Below are 21,140 nucleotides of genomic sequence, written 5' to 3'. Positions count from 1 at the left end.
GCTTGCGGCTCAGGCACTGCGCTGCTACCTCGCGCCTCACACCCAGGGAGCATCACAAATGCGGTCACGTCCGTTCGGAAGATTGTCAGCGCAGGTCAGCGAAGTCGGCTTCGGCGCCTGGCAGATCGGCTCAGCCTGGGGCGATGTCAGCGAGGAAGACGGCAAGGCTGCCCTCAACGCCGCGCTCGATGCCGGCATCACTTTTGTCGACACCGCCGACGTCTATGGCGATGGCCGTTCGGAGAAGATCATCGCGGAAGTCTTGGGTACGCGCAGCGGCACACGCCCCTTTGTCGCCAGCAAGGCCGGGCGCAGACTCGATCCGCATGTGGTGGAAGGCTACACCAAAAAGAACCTCGAAGCCTTCATCGACCGGTCACTCTCGAACCTTAAAGTCGATGCGCTTGATCTGGTGCAGCTCCACTGCCCGCCGCTGGAAGCTTACTGGCGTCCGGAAATCTTCGAGGCTGTGGATGAAATCCAAAAGGCCGGAAAGATCAAAGCCTACGGTGTTTCTGTTGAGAAAGTGGAAGAAGCGCTGAAGGCGATCGAATACCCTAATGTTGTCAGTGTGCAGATCATCTATAACCTCTTCCGCCAGCGCCCTGCCGATCTCTTCTTCGAACAAGCCAAGAAAAAGAACATCGCAGTGATCGCGCGCGTGCCGCTGGCGTCGGGCCTCCTCTCAGGCAAGATCACGAAGGAGACGAAATTCGCCTCTGACGATCATCGCGCCTTCAATCGCCATGGCGAGGCCTTCGATGTCGGCGAGACCTTCGCGGGCGTGCCCTTCGAGACCGGCCTGAAAGCAGTCGAGGAAATCCGCAAGCTGGTGCCCGCGGGCGCGAGCATGGCCCAATTCGCGCTACGCTGGATCTTGATGAGCGAGGCCGTGACGGTGGTCATCCCCGGCGCGCGCAATGCCGAACAGGCGCAGGCGAATGCCCGCGCCGCCGACCTCGCGCCCCTATCGCAGGACGTGATGGCAGCGGCGCGCGAGATCTATGACCGGCTCGTCAAACCGCATGTGCATCAGCGCTGGTAGTACCTAATGGGCGATGGCGGTCAGGCGCGGGGAATCCAAATCCTTGACCGCCCCCGCCATAGCCCGCGCCCGGCACGCGGCATATTTGTGTGTCATCGCCTCGCTGGGCTGCTGCGCCAGATTCTCCCCGCAGACCGCATGAGTGCTGGCCTCAATCCGGGCATAGACGGCGCGCGCACCATCATCGCTGGCAAGCTCACCAGCCTGATAGGGCACCATCGCCGCGCGGGTCTGATAAAGGCCCGAGGGCAGCGGGGCTGCGGCCTCTACGCGAACGCTCTCGGCGAATGCGGATCCTGCCATCAGAACGGCGGCAAAGGCGAAACCTGCGGCGATGGATGCGAAGCGTGTCATGGGGACCTCTCTTGCGTTTCTCTATCCAAGAGATGCACGGTCCGGCTCGCATGGATGCATTCCGACTTGCATCCCCCGCCCTTCAAAATCGTATGCAGCGCGTAATAGTTGGATCGCCCACTGCTTGAAAATCCTACTAGCAAAAAAGGGCGCCCCGGAGGTGGGAGGACGCCCTTCTTTTCCGGCTTGACCCGTGGCGGGCCGGACCGCCCTCGTCCCGCTACGGCATTGCGGCCGCGGCGGCTTCGGCGAGTTTGGGTGCGTTCACACTGGCCACCGCGTAACCGATGGCACGGCTGCGGCAGGCGGCGAGTTTCTTTTCAGGCTGGATATCGCGAATGGTGGCATCCTGGTCGCCGCACACAAGATGCGAGGCCGCCTCGATCCGGCGATAGAGTGCTGTGGCGCCTTCTGTGCTGGCCAATTCACTATCGTCATAGGCCAGCTTCGTCGCGCGCGCGTTCTTGTTGCCAACAGGCGAAACGGCTTGCAGATAGACGACTGCGGGCTCGGCAGCGGCAATGCCGGTCAAGGTGAGTGCCGTTATCGCAACGGCGAATGCTGAGCGAAACATTCTCCTTCCTTCAGATCATGGTTTCTATTTCCATGAAATAAGTAAGGATTTTTGGATTTGTACGGCCCCGTACTGCAACCCTGCCCATGCTCTGCCTAATAAGTGGGCTAATATTGAAAAATCGCGATAGTGGAAATTCACGACAGCGCGGCCCCAAACAAAAAGGGCGCCCTTTCGGACGCCCTTTCGTGTTTCTGGTTGCCGGAAGGATCAGGCCTTGGCCTCACCCTTCAGCTTTTCGAGGGCCTCATCGGGGTCCATGAACAGCGTGGCGCGGTCGACCTTCTTCTCGCTGACCTTGGCGAGCTCGGCGATGAAATCCACCACCTTGTCTTCGAAGATCGGAGCGCGGATTTCGGCCTGGGCCTGCGGGTTGCGGGCATAATATTCGAACACGGCCTGCTCCTGGCCTGGGAACTGGCGGGCGCGCGAAGCGATGGCGCGCTGGATTTCGTCCGGCGCAATGGTGAGGCCGTTCTGCTCGCCGATACGGGCGAGGACAAGGCCAAGGCGCACGCGGCGCTCGGCGATGTCGTGATATTCCTTCTTCAGCTCTTCCTCGGACTTGCCTTCGTCCTCAGCGGTCTTGCCTTCGCGCTTCAGCTCGGCTTCGACCTGACGCCAGATGCCGTTGAATTCGCCTTCCACCATGGTCGGCGGCAGCGAGAAGTCATGCTTGGTGTCGAGGGCGTCGAGGATGCGGCGCTTCAGATGCAAACGGCTGGCCTGGGCATAGTCGCGCTTGAGCTGCTCGCGCACGCGGTCCTTGAGTTCGGCCAGGGTTTCGAAACCGATAGTCTTGGCGAACGCGTCGTCGATCACAACTTCGTCAGGCTTCTTCACTTCCTTCACGGTGACCGCGAAGACAGCATCCTTGCCGGCGAGCTTTTCGGCACCGTATTCGGCCGGGAAGGTCACCTTCACATCGCGCGATTCACCGGCCTTGGCGCCGACGAGCTGGTCTTCGAAGCCGGGAATCAGCGAACCCGAGCCGAGCACGAGGTTGAAGTCTTCGGCCTTGCCGCCTTCGAACTCTTCGCCATCGATCGAGCCGACGAAGTTGATCACCACCGCGTCGTTGGTCTGGGCTTCTTCGCCTTCGCCGCGGGCGCTGTAGCTGCGGGACTGTTCGGAAATACGCTTGATGGCTTCATCGACATCGGCTTCCTCGATGTCGGCGACCAGCTTCTCGACTTCCAGGGCGGAGACATCGGCGAGCTCGAAATCGGGCATCAGATCGATGACGACCTTGAATTCGAGATCGGCCTTGCCATCAACGGCGGCCTGGATATCGCCCAACGGCTCAACGCGGGGCGGGAAAGCAACCTTCAAATTGTTGTCAGAGACGGCCTTCTGGCTGCCTTCGTTGACGAGAGCTTCGACGATCTCGCCCATCATGGACTTGCCGAAGGTCTTCTTCAGATAGGAGGTCGGCACCTTGCCAGGACGGAAGCCCTTGAGGTTCATCTTGGGCTTGACCTCGTCGATCTTGCTCGAGAGGCGGCTGTCCAGATCGGCGGCGGCTACCACCACCTGATATTCGCGGCGCAGGCCTTCGGAAACGGTCTCAGTAATCTGCATGTCTTTTTCTTTCCAAACTTCCTGTCCCGAGGGAGCCGTCCTTCGGGGGTGAGTGCGCCTTCGCCTGTTGCCGCCTGTGGTGCGGGCGGAGGGATTTGAACCCCCAAGCCTTTCGGCGCTCGGACCTAAACCGAGTGCGTCTGCCAGTTCCGCCACGCCCGCATACGGGCTCCACCGGGGGTACCGGCAGAAGGGCGCCGCTATAGCAGGGGATTTCGCAGGCCGCTAGGGCTTGTTGCTGCCAGAAGGGCCAGAGCGACAATGACTTCCGCCCTTTAGCGGGGCTTTGCCGGATTTATTCACATTGTTTTCGGTGTATTTACCGGAAAATGGGCGGTCAGAGCGCCTTCTCGTACCAGGTGATGTCCCAGAAGCGGCCAAATTTGCGCCCGACCTGGTGGAAATCGCCGACATGCTGAAAGCCGAGCTTTTTATGCAGCGCTACCGAGGACTCGTTGGGAATCGTCAGGCAGCCGATGGCGCGATGCACATCTTCCTTGGCGAGCGCCTCGAAGAGCGTGGCATAGAGTCGGGTGCCGAGCCCCTGCCCGCCTATGCCGGGCTTCAGATAGATGCTGGTTTCCACCGTTGTGAGATAGGCGTCCTTCTCGCGGAATTTTCCCGAACAGGCCCAGCCGACCGGCTCGCCTTTCTGCACGGCGACAAAACACTGCCAGCGGCCCTCGCGCGCGAAACTGTCGAGCCAAACCTGGCGCTGCTCCAGCGTGCGCGGCCCCAGATCGAAGGTGACCGCGGTAGTCTCGACATAATGATTATAGATGGCGAGCAACGCGGAAAGATCGTTTTGCTCCACATGACGGATAAGAACGTCGGACATCAATCAAACTCCGCCGGAAGGCTTGGGTCTTTATAGTGGGCGTAGAGCCGCTCGATATGCCAGGGCTGGGTGCGGTCCATCGAGAGTTCGGGCAAGGCATCTACCGGAAACCATTGCGGCTCACCGGTTTCGAGATTGGACTTCTCACAAGTGCCGGTGAGCTCGCACAGAAACATCAGCTTATAAATGTGATAGGGGTATGGCTTGGTGTAGCCGCGCTTATCGCGGTCCCAAACGCCCACGAGCTTGGTCGTCTTCACTTCCAGCCCCGCCTCTTCGCGCATTTCGCGCACGGCATTATCACTGGGCGAAGAATTCACATCGGCAAAGCCGCCTGGCAGGGTCCAGCGCCCGCCATCGGAATTCTCGCTGACGAGCAGCACCTCACCATCGCGAAACAGCGCGGCGCGCACATCCACTTTCGGCGTGGCATAGCCTTTTTGCGCTTGAAAGGAATTGAGGAGCAGCTCGGCGCCCTCGCCCGGCCCGCCTGCCATCATCTCCGCGGCGAGCTTTTCCAGCGCGTGGTAGCGCTCGATGTCATATGGGTTGGTACAGAACGTCAGTCCGCTCTGGGCTAAGGCCTGCGCTTGCCGAGCCCATAATAACCAGTTTTCGGTCATCTCAAATCTCTTCATAGAGCCTGCGCAGCAGGCCGGGCAATTGTTCGGCGATGTCCTCGGCAATCAGGCCGGGGCCGAAATCGGTGGCGCAAAGCCCATGCAGCCAGACGGCGGCAGAGGCGGCAAGAAAGGCGTCCATATGTTGCGCCAAAAGGCCAAGGATGAAACCCGCCAGAACGTCGCCGGAACCAGCGGTCGCAAGCCAGGGTGGCGCATTGGTGTTGACCGAAACCAGACCGTCGGGCGCGGCGACCACCGTATCCGGCCCTTTAAGCAGCACCACGCATCCGGCAGTGGCAGCGGCTTTGCGCACCGCTTCAATACGGTTAACCGAGTCCTGCAGCAGTCCCGGAAAGAGCCGTGCGAACTCCCCTTCATGGGGCGTCAGCACATGCGACGGACCCAATTGATCGAAAAGCTCGCCGGGATCGTCGCGAAAGGCGGTAAGCGCATCAGCATCGATCACAGATGGCGCCACCAGCGCGGTTTCGACGAGATCTTTGGTCTGAGGCGTAACGCCTAGGCCGGGCCCGATGGCGACCGCGTTGTAGCGCTTATCCTGGAGCAGAGAGGCGAGCCCTGCCGAACCCTCGAAGGGTTTGACCATAATCGCAGTCAAATGTTTGGCATTCACATCGACGGATTCAGGCGGGCTCGCGACACTTACCAGCCCCGCCCCGATACGCAGCGCCGCACGCGCAGCGAGCCGGGCCGCCCCCGTCGCATGTGCTGGGCCGGAAACCACCACAGCATGACCGCGCCCATATTTATGTCCGAGAGGATCAGGCTTGGGATAGGCCTTGCCCCATAGCGCTTTGCCATTGTGAACAATGGCGGGCGCAATCTCGCCCAACGCCTCCACCGGAATGCCGATTTCGGCCACCACCACGCGCCCGCATTTTAGGCGCCCCGGCATCAAGACATGCGCGGGCTTCCTGCGGAAAAACGTGACCGTGACATCGGCATCGACACAAAGACCGTCGTAGGCGCGGCCAAGATCGCCCGAGAGCCCGCTGGGCACATCGATCGCCACGACTTCCACCGGCCGCGCGTTGAGTGCCTCCACAGTTTGGCGCGCCACACCTTCCAAAGGCCGCGACAGCCCCGCACCATAAAGCGCGTCCACCACCAGCCCTGCACCGTCCAGTACGGATGGCGATACCTGCACAACCTCTTCGTCCCACTGCACCGATTGATAGGCCGCATCACCTTTGAGGTCGCCGCGCGCACCGAGCAGCGCCAGAGTCACCTTCCAGCCGCGCGCTTTCAGAAGCCGCGCCACCACGAATCCATCGCCGCCGTTATTGCCCGGCCCGCACAACACAACGACCGGGCAAGGCCGTGCATGCAGCCGGAGAATCTCATCGGCGACCGCACGCCCCGCATATTCCATCAGAGATAGAGTCGGCACGCCACTCGCGGCCGCAAAACGATCAGCCGCATACATTTCGCTAACCGTCAGGACCTCTTCTCTTGTGGGCAAGCGCAGATCAGACATGGCGGCGACTATACGACCGCCACACGGCAAAGGTAGCCTCCTTCAAGTATTTAAACGGAATGGCCGCAAAGAGCTTGCGGTTGGTGCGAGGCTTGCAAAGGATAGGGAAGAAGCTGGGCGTGGAGGCAAAAACATCAAGATATCTGGGGGCTGATAACAGCGATGCTGCTCAATTGTCGTGCACAAAGACTATCCTTTGGGCAGACTTTGGCGGCCGCCGCGAACAGGCCCTATAAGTTCTTGATATTGTTAGGTTTTGTGCAGCCGAAACTTGGCATAACCCCTGCTATTTCCTTAACGGCGCAACATTCAGCGCAAGGAGTCCGGAATGAAGAAGATTGAGGCCATCATCAAGCCGTTCAAGCTGGATGAGGTGAAGGAGGCGCTCCAGGAAGTGGGCGTCCAAGGAATCACGGTCACGGAAGCCAAAGGTTTCGGCCGGCAGAAGGGCCATACCGAACTCTATCGCGGCGCTGAATACGTCGTCGACTTCCTGCCGAAGGTGAAGATTGAAATCGTCATCGCCGAGGACCGGCTGCAGGCCTCTGTCGACGCGATTCAAAAAGCTGCCCGCACCGGCCGCATCGGTGATGGCAAAATTTTCATCCTCAATGTCGAAGAAGCGATCCGTATCCGTACTGGCGAAAGCGGCACGGACGCGATTTAAGTAATCCCGGCGAACAACCACACCCAACTTGGAAGGGGAAGACCTAGTTATGGCTACAGCTCAAGAAATCCTGGCACTGATTAAAGAGAAAGACGTGAAGTTCGTCGATGTTCGCTTCACCGATACGCGCGGCAAGTGGCAGCACGTCACTTTCGACCTCGCCGCGGTGGACGAAGAGTTCCTCACCCAGGGCACGATGTTCGACGGTTCGTCGATCGCCGGCTGGAAGGGCATCAACGAATCCGACATGCTGCTCTTGCCGGATCTCTCCACCACCTTCATCGACCCCTTCTTCGCCCAGACCACGCTCGTGATCACCGCCGACGTGCTGGAGCCGACCACCGGCCAGCCCTATGATCGCGACCCGCGCTCGATCGCCAAGGCTGCTGAAGCCTATCTGAAGTCCACGGGCATCGGCGACACCGCCTTCTTCGGCCCGGAAGCCGAATTCTTCATCTTCGACAACGTGCGTTTCGACGCTGGTATGTCGGGCTCGTTCTATCACATCGATTCGACGGAAGCGGCCTGGAACATCGGCACCGAATATGACTCCGGCAACCTCGGCCACCGTCCGTCGGTGAAGGGCGGCTACTTCCCCGTTCCGCCGATCGACAGCGCGCAGGATATCCGCGGTGAAATGCTGGCGATCATGGGCGATGTCGGCATCGACCCGGAAAAGCACCATCACGAAGTGGCCTCGGCCCAACACGAACTCGGCTGCAAGTTCAACACGCTCGTCAAGGGCGCGGACAACATGCAGATCTACAAGTACATCGTGCACCAGGTCGCCGCGGCCTATGGCAAGACGGCCACCTTCATGCCGAAGCCGATGGCTGGCGATAACGGTTCGGGCATGCACGTTCACCAGTCGATCTGGAAGGCTGGCAAGCCGACCTTCGCTGGCTCGGGCTATGCTGATCTTTCCGAAACCGCCCTCTACTACATCGGCGGCATCATCAAGCACGCCAAGGCGCTGAACGCCTTCACGAACTCGCTGACCAACTCCTATAAGCGCCTGATCCCGGGCTTCGAAGCCCCGGTGCTGCTCGCCTACTCCGCGCGCAACCGTTCGGCCTCTTGCCGTATTCCGTTCGGCAACTCGCCGAAGGCCAAGCGCGTGGAAGTGCGCTTCCCGGATGCGGGCTCCAACCCGTACCTCGCCTTCGCCGCCATGCTGATGGCCGGCCTCGACGGCATCGAGAACAAGATCCACCCCGGCGATCCGTCGGATAAGGACCTGTATCACCTGCCGCCGGAAGAGCTGAAGCAGATCCCGACCGTTTGCGGTTCGCTGCGTGAAGCCCTTGCCAGCCTGGATGCCGACCGTTCGTTCCTCAAGAAGGGCGGCGTCTTCTCGGACGACTTCATCAACGCCTATATCGATCTCAAGATGGAAGAAGTGTACGCCTTCGAACACGCTCCCCATCCGATCGAATTCAAGATGTACTATTCGGTCTGATCTTCTCTCCTGAAGACAGAAGTGCTGAAGACCCTGGGGTACGCCCCAGGGTCTTTTAGTTTGGACAAGCTCCGGATTTAACGATCATTGATCTTGACGATCACTGTTCGTTAGCTAGAATAGCCTCATGGATGAGAAACCCGCCCCCATCAGCCGCCGCAATCGCCCCGCCAAGGCGCCGCTCAGCCGCGAAGCGATTGTCACTGCCGCCCTAGCCATTCTGGAAGCCGAAGGGGTAAGCGGGATCAGCCTGCGCCGGGTGGCGAGCGCGGTCGATACCGGCCCTGCCTCGCTCTATGTCTATTTCGAGAATCTCAATGCCCTTTACGCCGCCATGCTGGATGCGGCTTTCGGGGCCGTGGAATTGCCTGAAGAAGGCAAAGGCTGGCGCACCCGCCTCAAGGCCCTGCTCACCTCTTACCTTTTGCTGCTCTATGAGAAGAAGGGGTTGGCGCAACTTGCCATGATGCAGATCACCTGCGGCCCCAATGCACTTCGGATCGTTGAGCGCGTGCTGGCGCTGCTGATGGAAGGCGGTGTTCAGGAGACGCGCGCCGCCCTGGCAGTCGATCTGCTGCTGCTGCACGTGACTGCGGTCGCGGCCGAGCATAGCAACTGGCGCGACAATGGCAGTGACTTCACCAAGGCCAAGGAGGTCTTCGAAAACCTCTCAGCGGAGGAGTATCCCCTGCTCCACGCCAACCGCGAACTGCTCTTCGCAACTTCGCCGAAATCACGGTTCTTGTGGGCGCTCGATGTGATCATCGACGGCGTGCTCGCCGCCCCGCCGCCAGACGACTAAGCCGCCCCTTTCGCTCCCACCTCGCATCTTTGCCCAAAACCCTTGGAGGTTATCCATGACGCATGCCCAAAAACCTGAACAGTACGAAAGCGCACAGTCCGGCTTCACGCAGATCTATGCCGAAACCAATCCGCCTTGGGATATCGGTAAGCCCCAGCCGCCCTTCATCGCTATCGAGAACGAGATCGAAGGCCCGCTTCTTGATTGTGGCTGCGGCACCGGCGGCACGGCGGTCTATTTCGCCAAACGCGGACTTGCCGTCACCGGCATCGATTTTGTCGAAGAAGCGATCGCCCGCGCGAAGACCCGCGCGGCCAAAGAAGGCGTTACAGTCGATTTCCAAGTGAAGGACGCGATGACCCTCGCCCAATGGGATAAGCGCTTTGTCAGTGTGATCGATAGCGGGCTCTACCATGTCTATGAGGCTGCGCAGCGAAAGGCCTATGTCCAAGGCTTGGCGCATGTCCTAAACACAAATGGTCGGCTTTATCTTTTCGCGTTTGCCGAAGGTCCCAAAGCGCCCGGCGGCGGCCTGTCCCGTGCGGATATAGCAGCAGATTTCGCCGAAGGCTGGCAGATTGAAGCGCTGGATTTCGCGCCAAGCGAGCTGAACCCCGCCTATGAACATCCCGAGCATTTGGACGGATTGCAAATGTGGTTCGCCGTGATCCGCCGCATCGCGTGAGCCCCCAAGCCCCCGGTAGAAACACCGGGGGTTCTGCTTGGGGTCAGCCCGCCTTCTCCCAATGCGTCGCGATGCGGGGCATGTTGACTTCGATCCAATCGGCAAGCGCAGCCACCTTCTCGGCGGCTTCGCGCCCCAGCTCTGTCAGATCGTAATCTACATGCGGCGGCACAACGTGGTGATCGGTGCGCGTGAGCATGCCGTCGGCTTCCAAGGATTGCAGGGTCTCGGCCAGCATGCGCTCCGAAACACCATCGATCTTGCGGCGGATTTCGCTGAAGCGCAGCGTGCCTTCCTGCAGAACAATCAGTACCAGCACAGCCCAGCGCCCGGTGAGATGACGCAAGACATCGCGCGACGGGCAAGCCGCATTCAACAGCTCACCGCGACGGAGCGCATCGGACAGGGTACGGAGTTCGCTCATGGCGAAAATTCTTCAATTCTCACTTTTTGTCATACTTACGTTTATGTAAGTACTTCCTTTTCGTAAGTCAAGGCCCATATCGTTCAAGGCAACACCCTCACGGAGCCTCCCATGTCCCACACCATCGCGGTCACCGGCGCTACCGGCCAGCTCGGCCGCCTTGTCATCGCAGCCCTGAAAACCCGCCTGCCCGCTTCGGAAATTGTCGCTCTAGTGCGCGATCCGGCCAAAGCGCAGGATCTCGGCGTCACCACCCGCGCCTTCAACTACAACACGCCCGACGCCGCGGCACTTGAAGGTGTGGAAAAGCTGCTGCTGATTTCCGGCAGTGAGATCGGCCAGCGCGAGGCCCAGCATAAGGCAGTGATCGCGGCAACGAAGGCAGCGGGCGTAAAATTCATCGCCTATACCAGCCTCTTGCGCGCCGATAGCTCCGCGCTTGATCTCGCCGTAGAGCACAAAGCGACCGAAGAGGCCGTGAAAGCTTCCGGCCTGCCTTTCACCCTTCTGCGCAATAGCTGGTACACGGAGAATTACGCGGGCTCGATTGCTGCCGCTCTCGCCCATGGCGCGCTCGTCGGCAGCGCCGCCGCCGGTAAAGCCTCTGCCGCCGCCCGCGCCGATTATGCCGAAGCCGCCGCGGTGGTGCTGACCACGAGTGGTCACGAAGGCAAAACCTATGAACTCGCAGGCGATACCGCCTTCACCTTAAGCGACCTCGCCGAAGAGATCTCGCGCCAGAGCGGCAAGCAGATTCCCTATCACGACCTGCCGATCCGCGAATACGCCAAGATTCTCGAGGGCGCAGGTCTTCCAGCTCCCTTCGCGGCCATGGTCGCAGGCTGGGAAGGCCCAATTTCGCTGGGCGCTCTGTTCGACGACAGCCACACGCTTTCCAAACTGATTAACCGCCCGACCACACCGATTTCGGCCCTGATCGCAGGCCTGGTGAAAGGCTGATGCTGAAAGGCCCGCCAACACCGGGCCTTTTCTTTACTGTGCCGGATGGGTCTTGGCCCACTGGGCGTATTGTTTCAGCGCTTTTTCGGGGCCGGTATTGTACCAGGAATAGCCCGCGCGGCGCTCGGCGCTGATTTCATTGACGTTGTCATGGATGGTCTTGTCCACGTCGCCGAAGACGGGCTTCATGGTTTGCGGATCATAGAAGCGCGCCCACATACGCGGCGCGCCGGGCTTGGCGACAAGCTTGCGCCCATCCCCATCCGGCTCCCAAGCGATATCGGGAATGGCCGCGGTCTGCAGCCAGCGCGCGGCGGCATGGATCGCACGCACTTCCTCGGTGCTGGGATCTGGCAGCTTCATCAAGAACAGCAACAGATCCGCGCTTTCTGTGGCCGAGAGCATCGCGGGTTCGAAATTACGCGCCGCAACAGGAGAAAGCGTCAGCGCATCATGCTGCTGGCCCCAGACCGTGCGCGTGCCATGCACCACCACCTGAGTGGAAAGGATCACAGCGCGGGCGCGTTTGACCGCGGCCTTGGCCTTGGCGCGCGCCTCTGCAGGTACAAAGCCGTAAAACCCGCCCGCATTTTCCGTCACATCGGCGAGCAGCGAAGCGGTATTGGCAAACGCATCGTCGTTATAGGTGATCGCGTCGGAATAGCCGCCTTCCAATGGCCATATCTGCGGCCAGCCGCCGGAAGGAAGCTCGGCCGCGAAAAGATAATCGAGCCCTTTCAGGAAACTTGCTTTCCAAGCCGCCGTATCGCCCTCCCCGGCGGCCGCGATGGTCTTGGCCAAAAAGCGAAGCTGTGTGGTGGTGGCATCGTTATCGATGGTACCGGTGTAATGCCAATGCACCGCGGCGGGGTTGGGATAATCCTGCGGCTGGCTGCGCGCTGTTTTCTCGAATACGACCCACATCTGCCCTTTAAGGCGCGGGCCCTTGGTGAAATCCTGGTTCTTGCCCCAGCCGCCTGCGGGGGTCTGAAACGAGACGATGTTGCCTGCTATGCGGCGCGCCTCTTCACTGCCATACCATTCCGGAGCTTTGTCGAGCGGCATGGATTTATCGTGGTAGCTGGCGTCGGGCGGCCCGGGAAATTGCTTCATCCCTTTGCGTTCCGCTTCCAGCACCGCCATATCCGCCTTATGCGCGGCCACCGAGCGTTTCAAATATTCTTCCCACGCCGTGCGCCTTTCCGCAGGCAAAACGGCGATTGCGGCCGGCTTCAATCCCGGATAGCGCTGCAAGGTGCCGATCACCGCGGCTTCAGCACAAGTGCCGAGCATCAGCGCGCCTAGGAATGCGAGAGAGCGTCTTTTCACAGCATCTTCTCCTGTGATGGGAGTATCTACTTGCGGGTGCGCCCTACCAGCGCGGCGCAAGGCCGGATTTGTGCGGCATGAAGGTCAGACCAAAGCCGATGGTACCGGTTACAAAAGCAAACACCGCAATCGCAATCGCCATCACGAAACTCTTCGCCGCTTGCGCTTCAGCCCGGGCCCGCCGCTCCGCCAAGAGTTTCTGCTCCAGCCCATCCATGCGGTCGAGCGCCCGCATCGCCTCGGCGCGCGCCTCGCGCTTTTGCGGATTGACGGTCGCATCCACAATACGGGCGCGCTGATCAGGCCCGCCATCCATCAGATCGATGTAAAGCTGCTGATGTTGCGCCACCCAGCCTTCCAGAATGTGATAGTCCTTGTCGAGCGCGGGCTCCTGGCGCACCAATTCGCCAAGCGTGGTCATGGCCGCGACCATCCGCATCCGGTTTTCCTTGGCATAGCGCTGAAACGAGGCATCCCCGGTCAAGCCATAACCGCGCACGATCATTTCGGTGCCGATCATCTTCATATGCACTTGATCGATCTGGCGCAGCACTTCCTGGGTGCGGGTAGAAAGCTGGAAACTTTCGCGCAGCTGCTCGACATTGCGCCCGAGCACGATGATGGACGCCACAAACAGCACCACAGCGGCAAACATTGCCGAAATACCGAATTCACGGGAATGCCAACGAATCAAATTGCCGATAGACGGGGGGGACATCTCACTCTCCTCGGCGGAGAGATTAAACCAAACCCCGTCACTCTGTGGCAAAAATTTTCGGCTGCGGCAGCGTCTCTGGTGCAGCTCGCTCGGCAGGCGCAAGCCTCTCGGCCTCCTCCTTCAAGCTCTCGAGCACCAAGCTCCTGAACTCATCCAGCGGCTGGGGACGCACGGAACGGGGCGGGAATGGCTTTCTCCAATGCATAGCCTGCTCCTTTCGTCCGCTATCCGACATTCACGCCGCGACAGCGCCTTCCAATCCCATCTGCTTGGGTGGTTCAGCCGGAAGCACCACATAGGCCCGGCAGCCCTTGCCATATTCGCTCTCAAGCCAAGCCCGCCCGCCATGGAGTTCGGCAAGGCCGCGCACCAACGCAAGGCCAAGGCCCGTGCCGCCCGCCTGGCGGTCGTAGCGATTGTCGACCTGACTGAAGGGCGTGAAAATCTTGTCGAGTTTCTCGCGCGGAATGCCTGGGCCGTTGTCTTCGCAGACCACCTGGAAGCCGCCGCCCGAGGCCGCGCCCGCGGTCACCGCGATCTTGCCGCCTTCCGGCGTGAACTTGACCGCGTTGGAAACCAGATTGATCAGCATCTGCTTCAGTGCGCGCTCATCGGCATAAAGCGGCGGTGCATCGGGCAGGATAGTGATGACAAGATCCTGCTTCTTCTCGCGCGCCTTGGCGCCGATCAGCTTCAAGGCGATATCGAAGGTGCGATGCGGATCGATGGGATGCGGCGCGATCTCCATCTTGCCCGCCTCGATCTTGGCAACATCAAGAAGATCGTTGATCAGGCTCAAAAGATGTGCGCCAGAGGAATGAATGTCGCCCGCATATTCGCGATAGCGCGACGAACCGACCGGACCGAAACACTCCTGAGCGATGATTTCAGAGAAGCCGAGGATGGCGTTCAGCGGCGTGCGAAGTTCATGGCTCATATTGGCGAGGAATGCGGTCTTGGAGGCGTTGGCGGTCTCAGCCTCGAAACGCTTCCTCAATGCATCGTCGCGGGTCTCTTCAAGTTCGCGCGCCAGATCTTCCACCTGGAACCTGAGACGGGAGTCTTCGTCGAGGCGATGCATCAGGCGCCGACCGTCGATCAAAAGCTGCGCGCCAAAAGCAGGCAGCAGAATCGCGATGCCGTAATCGATCACGTCATTGCCGATGGCGAAACGCAGCGAGGCCATCAAGGTCAAGGGCAGGATCGAAGCGAGGAACATGTCCATATGGCTCGAGCGGCTGACGACCAGCATCGCAAGCACCGCGGCGGTAACGCCCGCGAGATAGACATGATTGAGAACGGAACCTGGGTCCCACAACAGCCAGGGTGTGAGGCCCCAGGCCGCGGAGATAATCGCCTGCATGGCGACGATCCGCGAAAACCACGGGCGGGTGCGCTCGTATTCATTCGAATCGGACGTGTCGTATTGGTAGATGGAGACGACGCTGGCCGATAAAATCATCGTGGCCGAAACAATCACCGGCACAAACACAGCAACGTTAAAGCTCGCATGGCCAAAAGCGCCGAAACTATCCGAGCCGAGCCAGGCGATGGCGAGCGCCCAAAACGGCGACGAAAGCCTTGTGGATCGTACCGTCTGCGAAGTTAAGTCCAACTGCGCTTTCAGCACACGGACATCTGTGCTTCGCTGGCTGCGCAGCCGATTGAAAAATTCCACGGGATTCCCCTTTTCCCCGGGCATCGAGGCTGTCGATGCTAATCAGCGTGGGTTAAAATTTACTGAGAAGCTTCACATTCTATTCGGCGGCCGTGGTTAGGGCCTGCTTAACCGTGCCTAATGGGAAGTAAACGTAAACCGTTGTCCCTTGCGCCAATTCGCTTTCGATCCAGGCGCGCCCGTGATGCAGCTTGGCAAGCCCCTGCACCAAGGCGAGACCCAGACCAGTGCCGCCATGGTGGTGGTCGAAACGATTGTCGACTTGGCTGAAGGGCTGGAACAATTGCGCCAGCTTCTCGGCGGGAATGCCCTGGCCGGTATCGGAAACCGAGAGCAGCAGCCCCTCCTCTTCGGCGGGTTCGCATGTAATATTGATGCGCCCGCCAGAGGGCGTGAATTTCACGGCATTTGAAACCAAATTGAGAACGATCTGCCGGAAGGCCCGCTCGTCGGCCATGATCATCGGTGTACCCGGCTTAACCGTGTAAACAGCAGTCAAATTGTTTTCCAGGCAGCGTATCGTCATGATCCGCTCCACGGCATCCAATGCGCTTTCCGGATCGAGAGGACGCGGCGCGATCTCCATCTTGCCCGCCTCAATCTTGGCGATGTCGAGAATCTCGTTGATCAGCGTCAACAGATGCGTGCCGGAGTTGCGGATATCCCCGGCATATTCGGGATAGCGCTCATTATGCGGCCCGAGCGCCTGGGTGGCGATGATCTCCGAAAAGCCGATGATGGCGTTAAGCGGTGTCCTGAGCTCGTGGCTCATATTGGCGAGAAAGGCCGATTTGGAGGCGTTGGCGTTCTCGGCCTCTTTGCGCTTCTCCACCGCTTCATCGCGCGCGGCCGCAAGCTCTGCCGATAAATCCTCTAGCGCGAAGCGAGCCTGGAGCATCTCATCCACCCGGCTGCGCGCCGCCATGCCTGAGAACGCCACATAGCCGACCACGATCGGCAGCAGCGCCAGAAAGACATGCGCGAGAACGTCGCCCGAGGTTCCCATACGCACAATCATGGGCGCTACCGCCGTGAAAATGCCCGTGAAAAAGACCATGCGCACCGCGCAACGCGTCAAAGCCAGCGCCCAAAGGCTCATAACCAGGAGAATCGCGACTAAGCCGTTATTGGCGCCGTTGCCATCTATCCACAGCGCCCAGCCCACCGCCGCCCAGGCAGAGCCAATGACGCCTTGCATCAAGATCAGCTCGCGCCGGGCCTGCGCGACACCATCGGGCCGAATGACCCGGTGGCGCTCGCGCACCACGAAAGCGGCAAAAGAGGCGATGATCTGCGCCCCCACTGCGGCCGCGATGCGGGTTTTCGAGTGCAGACCGAAATCGGTTTGCCCCAGCCACATGGCGAAGACCGTCAGCAGCACCGCCACCGGGTTGAGCAGGATCGTGACCGGCAAGGTGTCAATTATGATCTTCAGCCGCGCTAAGCAGTAGCGCGGATCTTCCTGCGGTTGCTGTGCGGCGCAATCGGTCATCATCGATATGAGGAAGCCATTGTCTCGGCGGGAAAACGCCACTAGGTCTTACGGGAAACTCCTTAAGAAGTGCCTGCCTGCCTTGCGGGAAGGTGCTTTTCCACTATCGGTTTATCCCCGAATCGCGCTTGATCGACCCATGGCCAAAGACTTGTTTGACGAAAACCGCTCCGGCGGGAAGGAATACACCGCCAAAGATATTGAGGTGCTGGAGGGGCTTGAGCCCGTCCGCAGGCGGCCGGGCATGTATATCGGCGGCACCGATGCCGCGGCCCTGCATCATTTGGCAGCGGAAATCCTGGACAACTCCATGGACGAAGCGGTGGCCGGGTTTGCCAGCCGCATCGAAATCGAGCTCTTCCCCAACGACATCCTGACCATTCGCGACAATGGCCGCGGCATCCCGGTCGATCCGCACCCCAAATTCAAGAATAAGTCGGCCCTGGAAGTGATCATGACCACCCTGCATGCGGGCGGTAAGTTCGAAGGCAAGGTCTATGAGACCTCCGGCGGCTTGCATGGCGTCGGCGCCTCGGTGGTGAATGCGCTGTCCGAATGGATGGAAGTCGAGGTCTTCCGCAACAAGACCGGCTACAAGATGCGCTTCGAGCGCGGCCTGCCCATCGGCAAGCTGAAGGAAACAGGCAGCGCCAACCGGCGCGGCACGACCACCACCTTCAAGCCCGACTACAAGATTTTCCAGGGCGACCTGCATTTCTCGCCGTCGCGGCTCTACCGCATGGTGAAGTCCAAATCCTACCTCTTCCGCGGGGTGGAGATTCACTGGAAATGCGATCCCAGCCTGCTCGACGACAAGACGCCCGCCGAGGACACCTTCCATTTCCCAGGCGGCCTTTCGGACTACCTCGCGAGCGAGATCGATAATAAGACCACGGTGACGCCGCGCATGTTCAGCGGCCGCTCGGAGCAGAATGGCAAAGGCACGCTGGAATGGGCGGTGGCCTGGACGCCGCTGATGGACCCGTTCCTCTCCAGCTATTGTAATACCATCCCGACGCCCGCAGGCGGCACCCATGAGCAGGGTCTGCGCAACGCCCTCACCCGCTCGCTGCGCGCCCATGGCGAGCGCACCAATAATAAGAAGACCGCCCAGATCACGCCGGAAGACGTGATGGCCCAGGCAGTGGGCATGCTCTCGGTCTTTATCCGCGATCCAGAGTTCCAGGGTCAGACCAAGGACAAGCTCTCCTCCCCCGACGCCCAGCGCTTGGTGGAAAACGTGGTGCGCGACCACTTTGACCATTGGCTGGCTGAAGATCCCGGCACGGCGGACAAGCTGCTCGATTTCGTCATCGACCAGGCGGAAGACCGTCTGAAGAAGCGCCAGGAAAAGGAAGTCTCGCGCAAGGCGGCGACCCGCAAACTGCGCCTGCCCGGCAAGCTCGCCGATTGCACCCGTGATGCCGCCGAAGGCACGGAAATCTTCCTGGTGGAGGGCGATTCGGCCGGTGGCTCCGCCAAGCAGGCGCGCGATCGCGCCACCCAGGCCATCCTGCCCTTGCGCGGCAAGATCCTGAACGTGGCCAGTGCCACGGCGGGCAAGCTTGCGCAGAACCAGGAACTTTCAGACCTGATGCAGGCGCTCGGCTGCGGCGCGGGCGCGAAGTACAATGAATCGGCGCTGCGCTATGAGCGGGTCATCGTGATGACCGACGCCGACGTGGACGGCGCGCACATCGCTTCGCTGCTCCTCACCTTCTTCTATCGCGAGATGCCGCAGCTCATCAAAAACGGCCACCTCTATCTTGCGATGCCCCCCCTCTATCGCCTGGTCCATGGCTCCAAGTCGATCTATGCCCGCGACGACAAGCACCGCGATCAGCTTTTGAAGACCGAGTTCAAGTCGAACGCCAAGGTGGAAGTCTCCCGCTTTAAAGGTCTTGGCGAAATGATGCCGGCCCAGCTCAAAGAGACCACCATGAAGCCGGGCATGCGCACGCTGGTCCGCGTTCAGGTCGGCGAAGAGGATAAGAAAGAGACCGAGAGCATGGTCGAGCGGCTGATGGGCAAAAAGCCCGAGCTGCGCTTCCAGTTCATTCAGGAAAATGCCCAGTTCGTGAAGGAAGTGGACGTTTAAGAGGTCTTATTGCGTAGGGAGCGCGCTTATTCTGCCTACTCCCTATGCAGTTCTCTTTAGGCACTATTCCCCTGCGACCGCATTTCCGCGCGCAAAAAGCCGCACACCCCGATAGTTACCTCAAAACTGTCTTTTTTCGTCTGCAAACCTGGGCTCAACGCCCCAGAGGCAGAGATAAAGAAACGCGTGGAGTCCTTGTATGTCGGAAGTGTGCGGTAACCACCCGGATTGCGGCTTTTTCAGCAAGTACGCGCAAGACGAGAAGGCCCAGGAATTGGGTAACGTGAAACTCTATTGCCAGGGCCCGCGTCAGGGCGCCTGCGAGCGCGCGGTCTATCGTAAGACCTTCCTCGCGAACCCGCCCGACGAAATGATGCCGAACGGGGCGCTGGTCGCTTAAGCTGTTTGCATCAAGCTGCAAGAGAAGGCGCGGAATTTTCCCGCGCCTTTTTCATTTTCACCACCAGCATCAGCCCCAGACAGGCCGCGGTCGAAAGACCGAGATGCCAGAGGAAATGCGTGCCGAAAGGCACCACCGAACACATCAAGAGATCGATGGAGCGGGCCGCCGCCGCCCCTATCCCGAAGGCCAAAGCCGCGGCCCCCAGCATCGCCGTGTCGCGCCCGAATTTCTTCCAGGCGCCCGCCACCATCAGCGCGCCCAAGATCGTTACGGTGAAATAGAAGGGCGCAAAGCGCAGGTTTGGCGTGATCGTCGCGAGGCTGTCGCCGAACTTGATGATGCCAAGCACAGACATCGCCAGCATGATCATCAGCGCGAAGACGCCCGCAGACCAGCCATAGAGCTGGCGTATCCAGAGCAGCGTCACGAGCAGGAAATAGAGCACGCCCGGAATCCAATCGAGCTGCAAAGCCCAGAAGGTGCGAAGCCCGTGCCAAAGCGCACTGCCGACGCCGACACCGACCAGCAAGACCAAGAGCAGCACCAGATCGGCGCTGAACTTCATCCCCGAACGCCGCACATGGCGAAAGCCGATATAGGCCGCAATCAGGATGGCCGCATTGGTGATCGTATTCACCGGCTCGTGCATGCCCAGCCACATATGGGCGGTGTCGCAGTAGATCGGGCCATGGAAAGGCGGCGGCGCGGAGGGCATGAGCAAGGTCCCAGAATAAAGCGGACCTTTATATAGGCACGGCGCGCCCAATTGTTATAGCGGCTGTTATCGCGGCGCCGAGCGCAAGTTCGGTCATTAATCCAGCCAGCCTAGCCAGGCATGCGCTTCGTAAGGGTCCGTGAAGGTCTTCGATTTGGTATTATTGACAAATACCCCCACGACCTTGGCAAGCACGGCCAAAGGCTCGCTGCCTACAAGGAAAGCCATTTTCTGTGGCGGCGGCTTCCAGATCGCAAGTTTAGGAATTGTGCCGACGAACCCCCAATCCACCGTCCCGCTGAAATCGGTCAGATCGACAAATACCTCCGTCGCCGGCTGAACCAAGCCCTGCTCAAGGCAGAGCATTATATCGGCAACCGCCTCGTTGGGCGTGCAATCGCCTTCCAGGAAGACAGCGCATCTTGCGCTGGCGATATAAATGCTGACCCGCCCATGCAGCTCGTCATAAACCCGCGCAAACGCATCACTGCACCTGGACGGACATCCAGGCGGCAAAGGCTCCGGGCAGAAATACGGCTTAAGCATAGGCGAAGGCGCGAGGTCTCTTCAATTTCGTACACGGTATACGATGCAACTATTATCAAACCTGATGCGCAAAGTTGCGACTTTTAAAAATTAAAAACTTAAACCATCGCGCCACACATCAAGCCCCGTCTCGGGGAAGTGCCCTTCCTCTTTCTGAAATGCCCGCGCTCGGAGGTATGCCTCGGCACGGAACCGGCCTAACATCCAGGCACGATCCGGGAGGCGGTCCGATGCGAAAAGTGAAGCTCTTTTGCGTGACGGTGCTGCTCGCCGGCGCCTGTTACGCGGCGCCCGCCGATGAAGACAAACAGATCAAGGCTCTGATGCTGCGTCAGGACATCTTAGCGGTGAACAATATCGCCAAGCCTGAAGATTTCGTGCCCGACAAAGACCCCAACACGCTGCAAGTCGTCTTCATTTCCGACCCCAACGCCAAGAGCAGCGTCAGCGAAGACGGCGAAGTGGTTTTCATGAATCCCGATCTGCCGGTGAATGTTCAAAACGCCCTCACCTACGAAGCCTTCCGCCGCAAGCTGAAGCAGCTACAAGCCACCGGCCAAGCAACAGAAAAGTGAAGGCCAAGCGGCACCGCGCCGCGAGTTACTCAGACAATTTATCTGTCGGCTTTGCCCTAACTGCTCTAGGCTCGCC

22 protein-coding genes and 1 tRNA gene are annotated in these 21,140 nt (G+C 60.0%); 9 read left to right on the top strand and 14 right to left on the bottom strand.

Annotation, left to right across the window (positions count from 1 at the left end; genetic code table 11):
• Nucleotides 1-58 precede the first annotated feature (58 nt).
• On the top strand, nucleotides 59-1,045 hold the full coding sequence (locus FHS83_RS13950) for an aldo/keto reductase (RefSeq protein WP_167083551.1): 987 nt from the start codon (nucleotides 59-61) through the stop codon (nucleotides 1,043-1,045).
• A gap of 3 nt (nucleotides 1,046-1,048) precedes the next feature.
• Here the strand turns inward: FHS83_RS13950 and FHS83_RS13945 are convergent, their stop codons facing one another.
• The 7 genes from FHS83_RS13945 to FHS83_RS13915 all read right to left on the bottom strand — a co-directional run bounded on the left by FHS83_RS13945 (nucleotide 1,049) and on the right by FHS83_RS13915 (nucleotide 6,513).
• Nucleotides 1,049-1,399: a UrcA family protein gene (locus FHS83_RS13945; protein ID WP_167083550.1), complete on the bottom strand. Its 351-nt coding sequence runs from the start codon at nucleotides 1,397-1,399 to the stop codon at nucleotides 1,049-1,051.
• 220 nt (nucleotides 1,400-1,619) lie between these two features.
• A complete protein-coding gene (locus FHS83_RS13940) occupies nucleotides 1,620-1,973 on the bottom strand; it encodes a UrcA family protein (protein WP_167083549.1) in 354 nt (117 codons plus the stop codon).
• 210 nt (nucleotides 1,974-2,183) lie between these two features.
• Nucleotides 2,184-3,554: a trigger factor gene (tig, locus tag FHS83_RS13935; RefSeq protein ID WP_167083548.1), complete on the bottom strand. Its 1,371-nt coding sequence runs from the start codon at nucleotides 3,552-3,554 to the stop codon at nucleotides 2,184-2,186.
• Between the two features lie 77 nt (nucleotides 3,555-3,631).
• Nucleotides 3,632-3,716 (bottom strand) — tRNA-Leu (locus FHS83_RS13930).
• Between the two features lie 175 nt (nucleotides 3,717-3,891).
• Nucleotides 3,892-4,392, bottom strand: coding sequence for a GNAT family N-acetyltransferase (locus tag FHS83_RS13925; protein ID WP_167083547.1), 501 nt, complete (start codon nucleotides 4,390-4,392; stop codon nucleotides 3,892-3,894).
• Nucleotides 4,392-5,015, bottom strand: coding sequence for an NUDIX hydrolase (locus FHS83_RS13920; protein WP_167083546.1), 624 nt, complete (start codon nucleotides 5,013-5,015; stop codon nucleotides 4,392-4,394). Before FHS83_RS13920 ends, FHS83_RS13925 begins: the two co-directional genes overlap by 1 nt.
• A 1-nt stretch (nucleotide 5,016) precedes the next feature.
• Nucleotides 5,017-6,513, bottom strand: a complete 1,497-nt coding sequence (locus FHS83_RS13915; RefSeq protein WP_167083545.1) for an NAD(P)H-hydrate dehydratase — start codon at nucleotides 6,511-6,513, stop codon at nucleotides 5,017-5,019.
• Between the two features lie 328 nt (nucleotides 6,514-6,841).
• On the opposite strand from FHS83_RS13915, the gene FHS83_RS13910 reads away from it, so the two are divergent.
• The 4 genes from FHS83_RS13910 (at nucleotide 6,842) to FHS83_RS13895 (ending at nucleotide 10,126) form a co-directional block, all read left to right on the top strand.
• On the top strand, nucleotides 6,842-7,180 hold the full coding sequence (locus tag FHS83_RS13910) for a P-II family nitrogen regulator (RefSeq protein ID WP_167083544.1): 339 nt from the start codon (nucleotides 6,842-6,844) through the stop codon (nucleotides 7,178-7,180).
• 49 nt (nucleotides 7,181-7,229) lie between these two features.
• A complete protein-coding gene (glnA, locus tag FHS83_RS13905) occupies nucleotides 7,230-8,639 on the top strand; it encodes a type I glutamate--ammonia ligase (protein ID WP_167083543.1) in 1,410 nt (469 codons plus the stop codon).
• A 127-nt stretch (nucleotides 8,640-8,766) separates the two neighbouring features.
• The gene (locus FHS83_RS13900; protein ID WP_167083542.1) at nucleotides 8,767-9,441 is read left to right on the top strand and encodes a TetR/AcrR family transcriptional regulator; all 675 of its coding nucleotides are present in this window, start codon (nucleotides 8,767-8,769) and stop codon (nucleotides 9,439-9,441) included.
• Nucleotides 9,442-9,496: 55 nt separating this feature from the next.
• Complete coding sequence (locus tag FHS83_RS13895) at nucleotides 9,497-10,126, top strand: class I SAM-dependent methyltransferase (RefSeq protein ID WP_167083541.1); 630 nt, start codon at nucleotides 9,497-9,499, stop codon at nucleotides 10,124-10,126.
• Between the two features lie 43 nt (nucleotides 10,127-10,169).
• Here FHS83_RS13895 and FHS83_RS13890 read toward each other — a convergent pair whose 3' ends face one another.
• Nucleotides 10,170-10,550 carry a winged helix-turn-helix transcriptional regulator gene (locus FHS83_RS13890; RefSeq protein ID WP_167083540.1) on the bottom strand — a complete coding sequence of 127 codons (381 nt, stop codon included), beginning with the start codon at nucleotides 10,548-10,550 and terminating at the stop codon, nucleotides 10,170-10,172.
• A 111-nt stretch (nucleotides 10,551-10,661) separates the two neighbouring features.
• On the opposite strand from FHS83_RS13890, the gene FHS83_RS13885 reads away from it, so the two are divergent.
• Nucleotides 10,662-11,510 (top strand): SDR family oxidoreductase, encoded by an 849-nt coding sequence (locus FHS83_RS13885; protein ID WP_167083539.1) that lies wholly within the window; start codon nucleotides 10,662-10,664, stop codon nucleotides 11,508-11,510.
• Nucleotides 11,511-11,543: 33 nt separating this feature from the next.
• Here the strand turns inward: FHS83_RS13885 and pelA are convergent, their stop codons facing one another.
• The 4 genes from pelA to FHS83_RS19815 form a co-directional block, all read right to left on the bottom strand.
• Complete coding sequence (gene pelA / locus FHS83_RS13880; RefSeq protein WP_208414755.1) at nucleotides 11,544-12,839, bottom strand: pectate lyase; 1,296 nt, start codon at nucleotides 12,837-12,839, stop codon at nucleotides 11,544-11,546.
• A 43-nt stretch (nucleotides 12,840-12,882) separates the two neighbouring features.
• On the bottom strand, nucleotides 12,883-13,557 hold the full coding sequence (locus tag FHS83_RS13875; protein ID WP_167083538.1) for a CHASE3 domain-containing protein: 675 nt from the start codon (nucleotides 13,555-13,557) through the stop codon (nucleotides 12,883-12,885).
• A gap of 235 nt (nucleotides 13,558-13,792) precedes the next feature.
• Nucleotides 13,793-15,235: an ATP-binding protein gene (locus FHS83_RS19820; RefSeq protein ID WP_167083537.1), complete on the bottom strand. Its 1,443-nt coding sequence runs from the start codon at nucleotides 15,233-15,235 to the stop codon at nucleotides 13,793-13,795.
• A 79-nt stretch (nucleotides 15,236-15,314) separates the two neighbouring features.
• Nucleotides 15,315-16,769: an ATP-binding protein gene (locus FHS83_RS19815; protein WP_167083536.1), complete on the bottom strand. Its 1,455-nt coding sequence runs from the start codon at nucleotides 16,767-16,769 to the stop codon at nucleotides 15,315-15,317.
• A gap of 97 nt (nucleotides 16,770-16,866) precedes the next feature.
• Between FHS83_RS19815 and parE the strand changes: the two genes are divergently transcribed.
• On the top strand, nucleotides 16,867-18,825 hold the full coding sequence (gene parE / locus FHS83_RS13860; RefSeq protein WP_167083535.1) for a DNA topoisomerase IV subunit B: 1,959 nt from the start codon (nucleotides 16,867-16,869) through the stop codon (nucleotides 18,823-18,825).
• A gap of 199 nt (nucleotides 18,826-19,024) precedes the next feature.
• Entirely contained in the window at nucleotides 19,025-19,225 is a 201-nt protein-coding gene (locus FHS83_RS13855; RefSeq protein WP_167083534.1) for a hypothetical protein, read from the top strand.
• A 10-nt stretch (nucleotides 19,226-19,235) separates the two neighbouring features.
• Here the strand turns inward: FHS83_RS13855 and FHS83_RS13850 are convergent, their stop codons facing one another.
• Together FHS83_RS13850 and FHS83_RS13845 are read right to left on the bottom strand one after the other, a co-directional pair.
• On the bottom strand, nucleotides 19,236-19,943 hold the full coding sequence (locus tag FHS83_RS13850) for a ceramidase domain-containing protein (RefSeq protein ID WP_167083533.1): 708 nt from the start codon (nucleotides 19,941-19,943) through the stop codon (nucleotides 19,236-19,238).
• Nucleotides 19,944-20,039: 96 nt separating this feature from the next.
• The gene (locus FHS83_RS13845; protein WP_167083532.1) at nucleotides 20,040-20,489 is read right to left on the bottom strand and encodes a hypothetical protein; all 450 of its coding nucleotides are present in this window, start codon (nucleotides 20,487-20,489) and stop codon (nucleotides 20,040-20,042) included.
• Nucleotides 20,490-20,719: 230 nt separating this feature from the next.
• On the opposite strand from FHS83_RS13845, the gene FHS83_RS13840 reads away from it, so the two are divergent.
• A complete protein-coding gene (locus FHS83_RS13840) occupies nucleotides 20,720-21,064 on the top strand; it encodes a hypothetical protein (RefSeq protein ID WP_167083531.1) in 345 nt (114 codons plus the stop codon).
• Nucleotides 21,065-21,140 lie beyond the last annotated feature (76 nt).

This window comes from Rhizomicrobium palustre (assembly GCF_011761565.1).
Lineage (GTDB): Bacteria > Pseudomonadota > Alphaproteobacteria > Micropepsales > Micropepsaceae > Rhizomicrobium > Rhizomicrobium palustre.
The sequence above is the reverse complement of the archived record's forward strand: the minus strand, read 5'-3'. Positions and strand labels throughout refer to the sequence as shown.

Excerpts from the sequence above, each read along its gene's own strand:
- FHS83_RS13950 (WP_167083551.1), top strand. The coding sequence starts at position 59 with ATGCGGTCACGTCCGTTCGGAAGATTGTCAGCGCAGGTCAGCGAAGTC.
- FHS83_RS13945 (WP_167083550.1), bottom strand. The coding sequence starts at position 1,399 with ATGACACGCTTCGCATCCATCGCCGCAGGTTTCGCCTTTGCCGCCGTT.
- FHS83_RS13940 (WP_167083549.1), bottom strand. The coding sequence starts at position 1,973 with ATGTTTCGCTCAGCATTCGCCGTTGCGATAACGGCACTCACCTTGACC.
- tig (WP_167083548.1), bottom strand. The coding sequence starts at position 3,554 with ATGCAGATTACTGAGACCGTTTCCGAAGGCCTGCGCCGCGAATATCAG.
- FHS83_RS13925 (WP_167083547.1), bottom strand. The coding sequence starts at position 4,392 with ATGTCCGACGTTCTTATCCGTCATGTGGAGCAAAACGATCTTTCCGCG.
- FHS83_RS13920 (WP_167083546.1), bottom strand. The coding sequence starts at position 5,015 with ATGACCGAAAACTGGTTATTATGGGCTCGGCAAGCGCAGGCCTTAGCC.
- FHS83_RS13915 (WP_167083545.1), bottom strand. The coding sequence starts at position 6,513 with ATGTCTGATCTGCGCTTGCCCACAAGAGAAGAGGTCCTGACGGTTAGC.
- FHS83_RS13910 (WP_167083544.1), top strand. The coding sequence starts at position 6,842 with ATGAAGAAGATTGAGGCCATCATCAAGCCGTTCAAGCTGGATGAGGTG.
- glnA (WP_167083543.1), top strand. The coding sequence starts at position 7,230 with ATGGCTACAGCTCAAGAAATCCTGGCACTGATTAAAGAGAAAGACGTG.
- FHS83_RS13900 (WP_167083542.1), top strand. The coding sequence starts at position 8,767 with ATGGATGAGAAACCCGCCCCCATCAGCCGCCGCAATCGCCCCGCCAAG.
- FHS83_RS13895 (WP_167083541.1), top strand. The coding sequence starts at position 9,497 with ATGACGCATGCCCAAAAACCTGAACAGTACGAAAGCGCACAGTCCGGC.
- FHS83_RS13890 (WP_167083540.1), bottom strand. The coding sequence starts at position 10,550 with ATGAGCGAACTCCGTACCCTGTCCGATGCGCTCCGTCGCGGTGAGCTG.
- FHS83_RS13885 (WP_167083539.1), top strand. The coding sequence starts at position 10,662 with ATGTCCCACACCATCGCGGTCACCGGCGCTACCGGCCAGCTCGGCCGC.
- FHS83_RS13875 (WP_167083538.1), bottom strand. The coding sequence starts at position 13,557 with ATGTCCCCCCCGTCTATCGGCAATTTGATTCGTTGGCATTCCCGTGAA.
- parE (WP_167083535.1), top strand. The coding sequence starts at position 16,867 with ATGGCCAAAGACTTGTTTGACGAAAACCGCTCCGGCGGGAAGGAATAC.
- FHS83_RS13855 (WP_167083534.1), top strand. The coding sequence starts at position 19,025 with ATGTCGGAAGTGTGCGGTAACCACCCGGATTGCGGCTTTTTCAGCAAG.
- FHS83_RS13850 (WP_167083533.1), bottom strand. The coding sequence starts at position 19,943 with ATGCCCTCCGCGCCGCCGCCTTTCCATGGCCCGATCTACTGCGACACC.
- FHS83_RS13845 (WP_167083532.1), bottom strand. The coding sequence starts at position 20,489 with ATGCTTAAGCCGTATTTCTGCCCGGAGCCTTTGCCGCCTGGATGTCCG.
- FHS83_RS13840 (WP_167083531.1), top strand. The coding sequence starts at position 20,720 with ATGCGAAAAGTGAAGCTCTTTTGCGTGACGGTGCTGCTCGCCGGCGCC.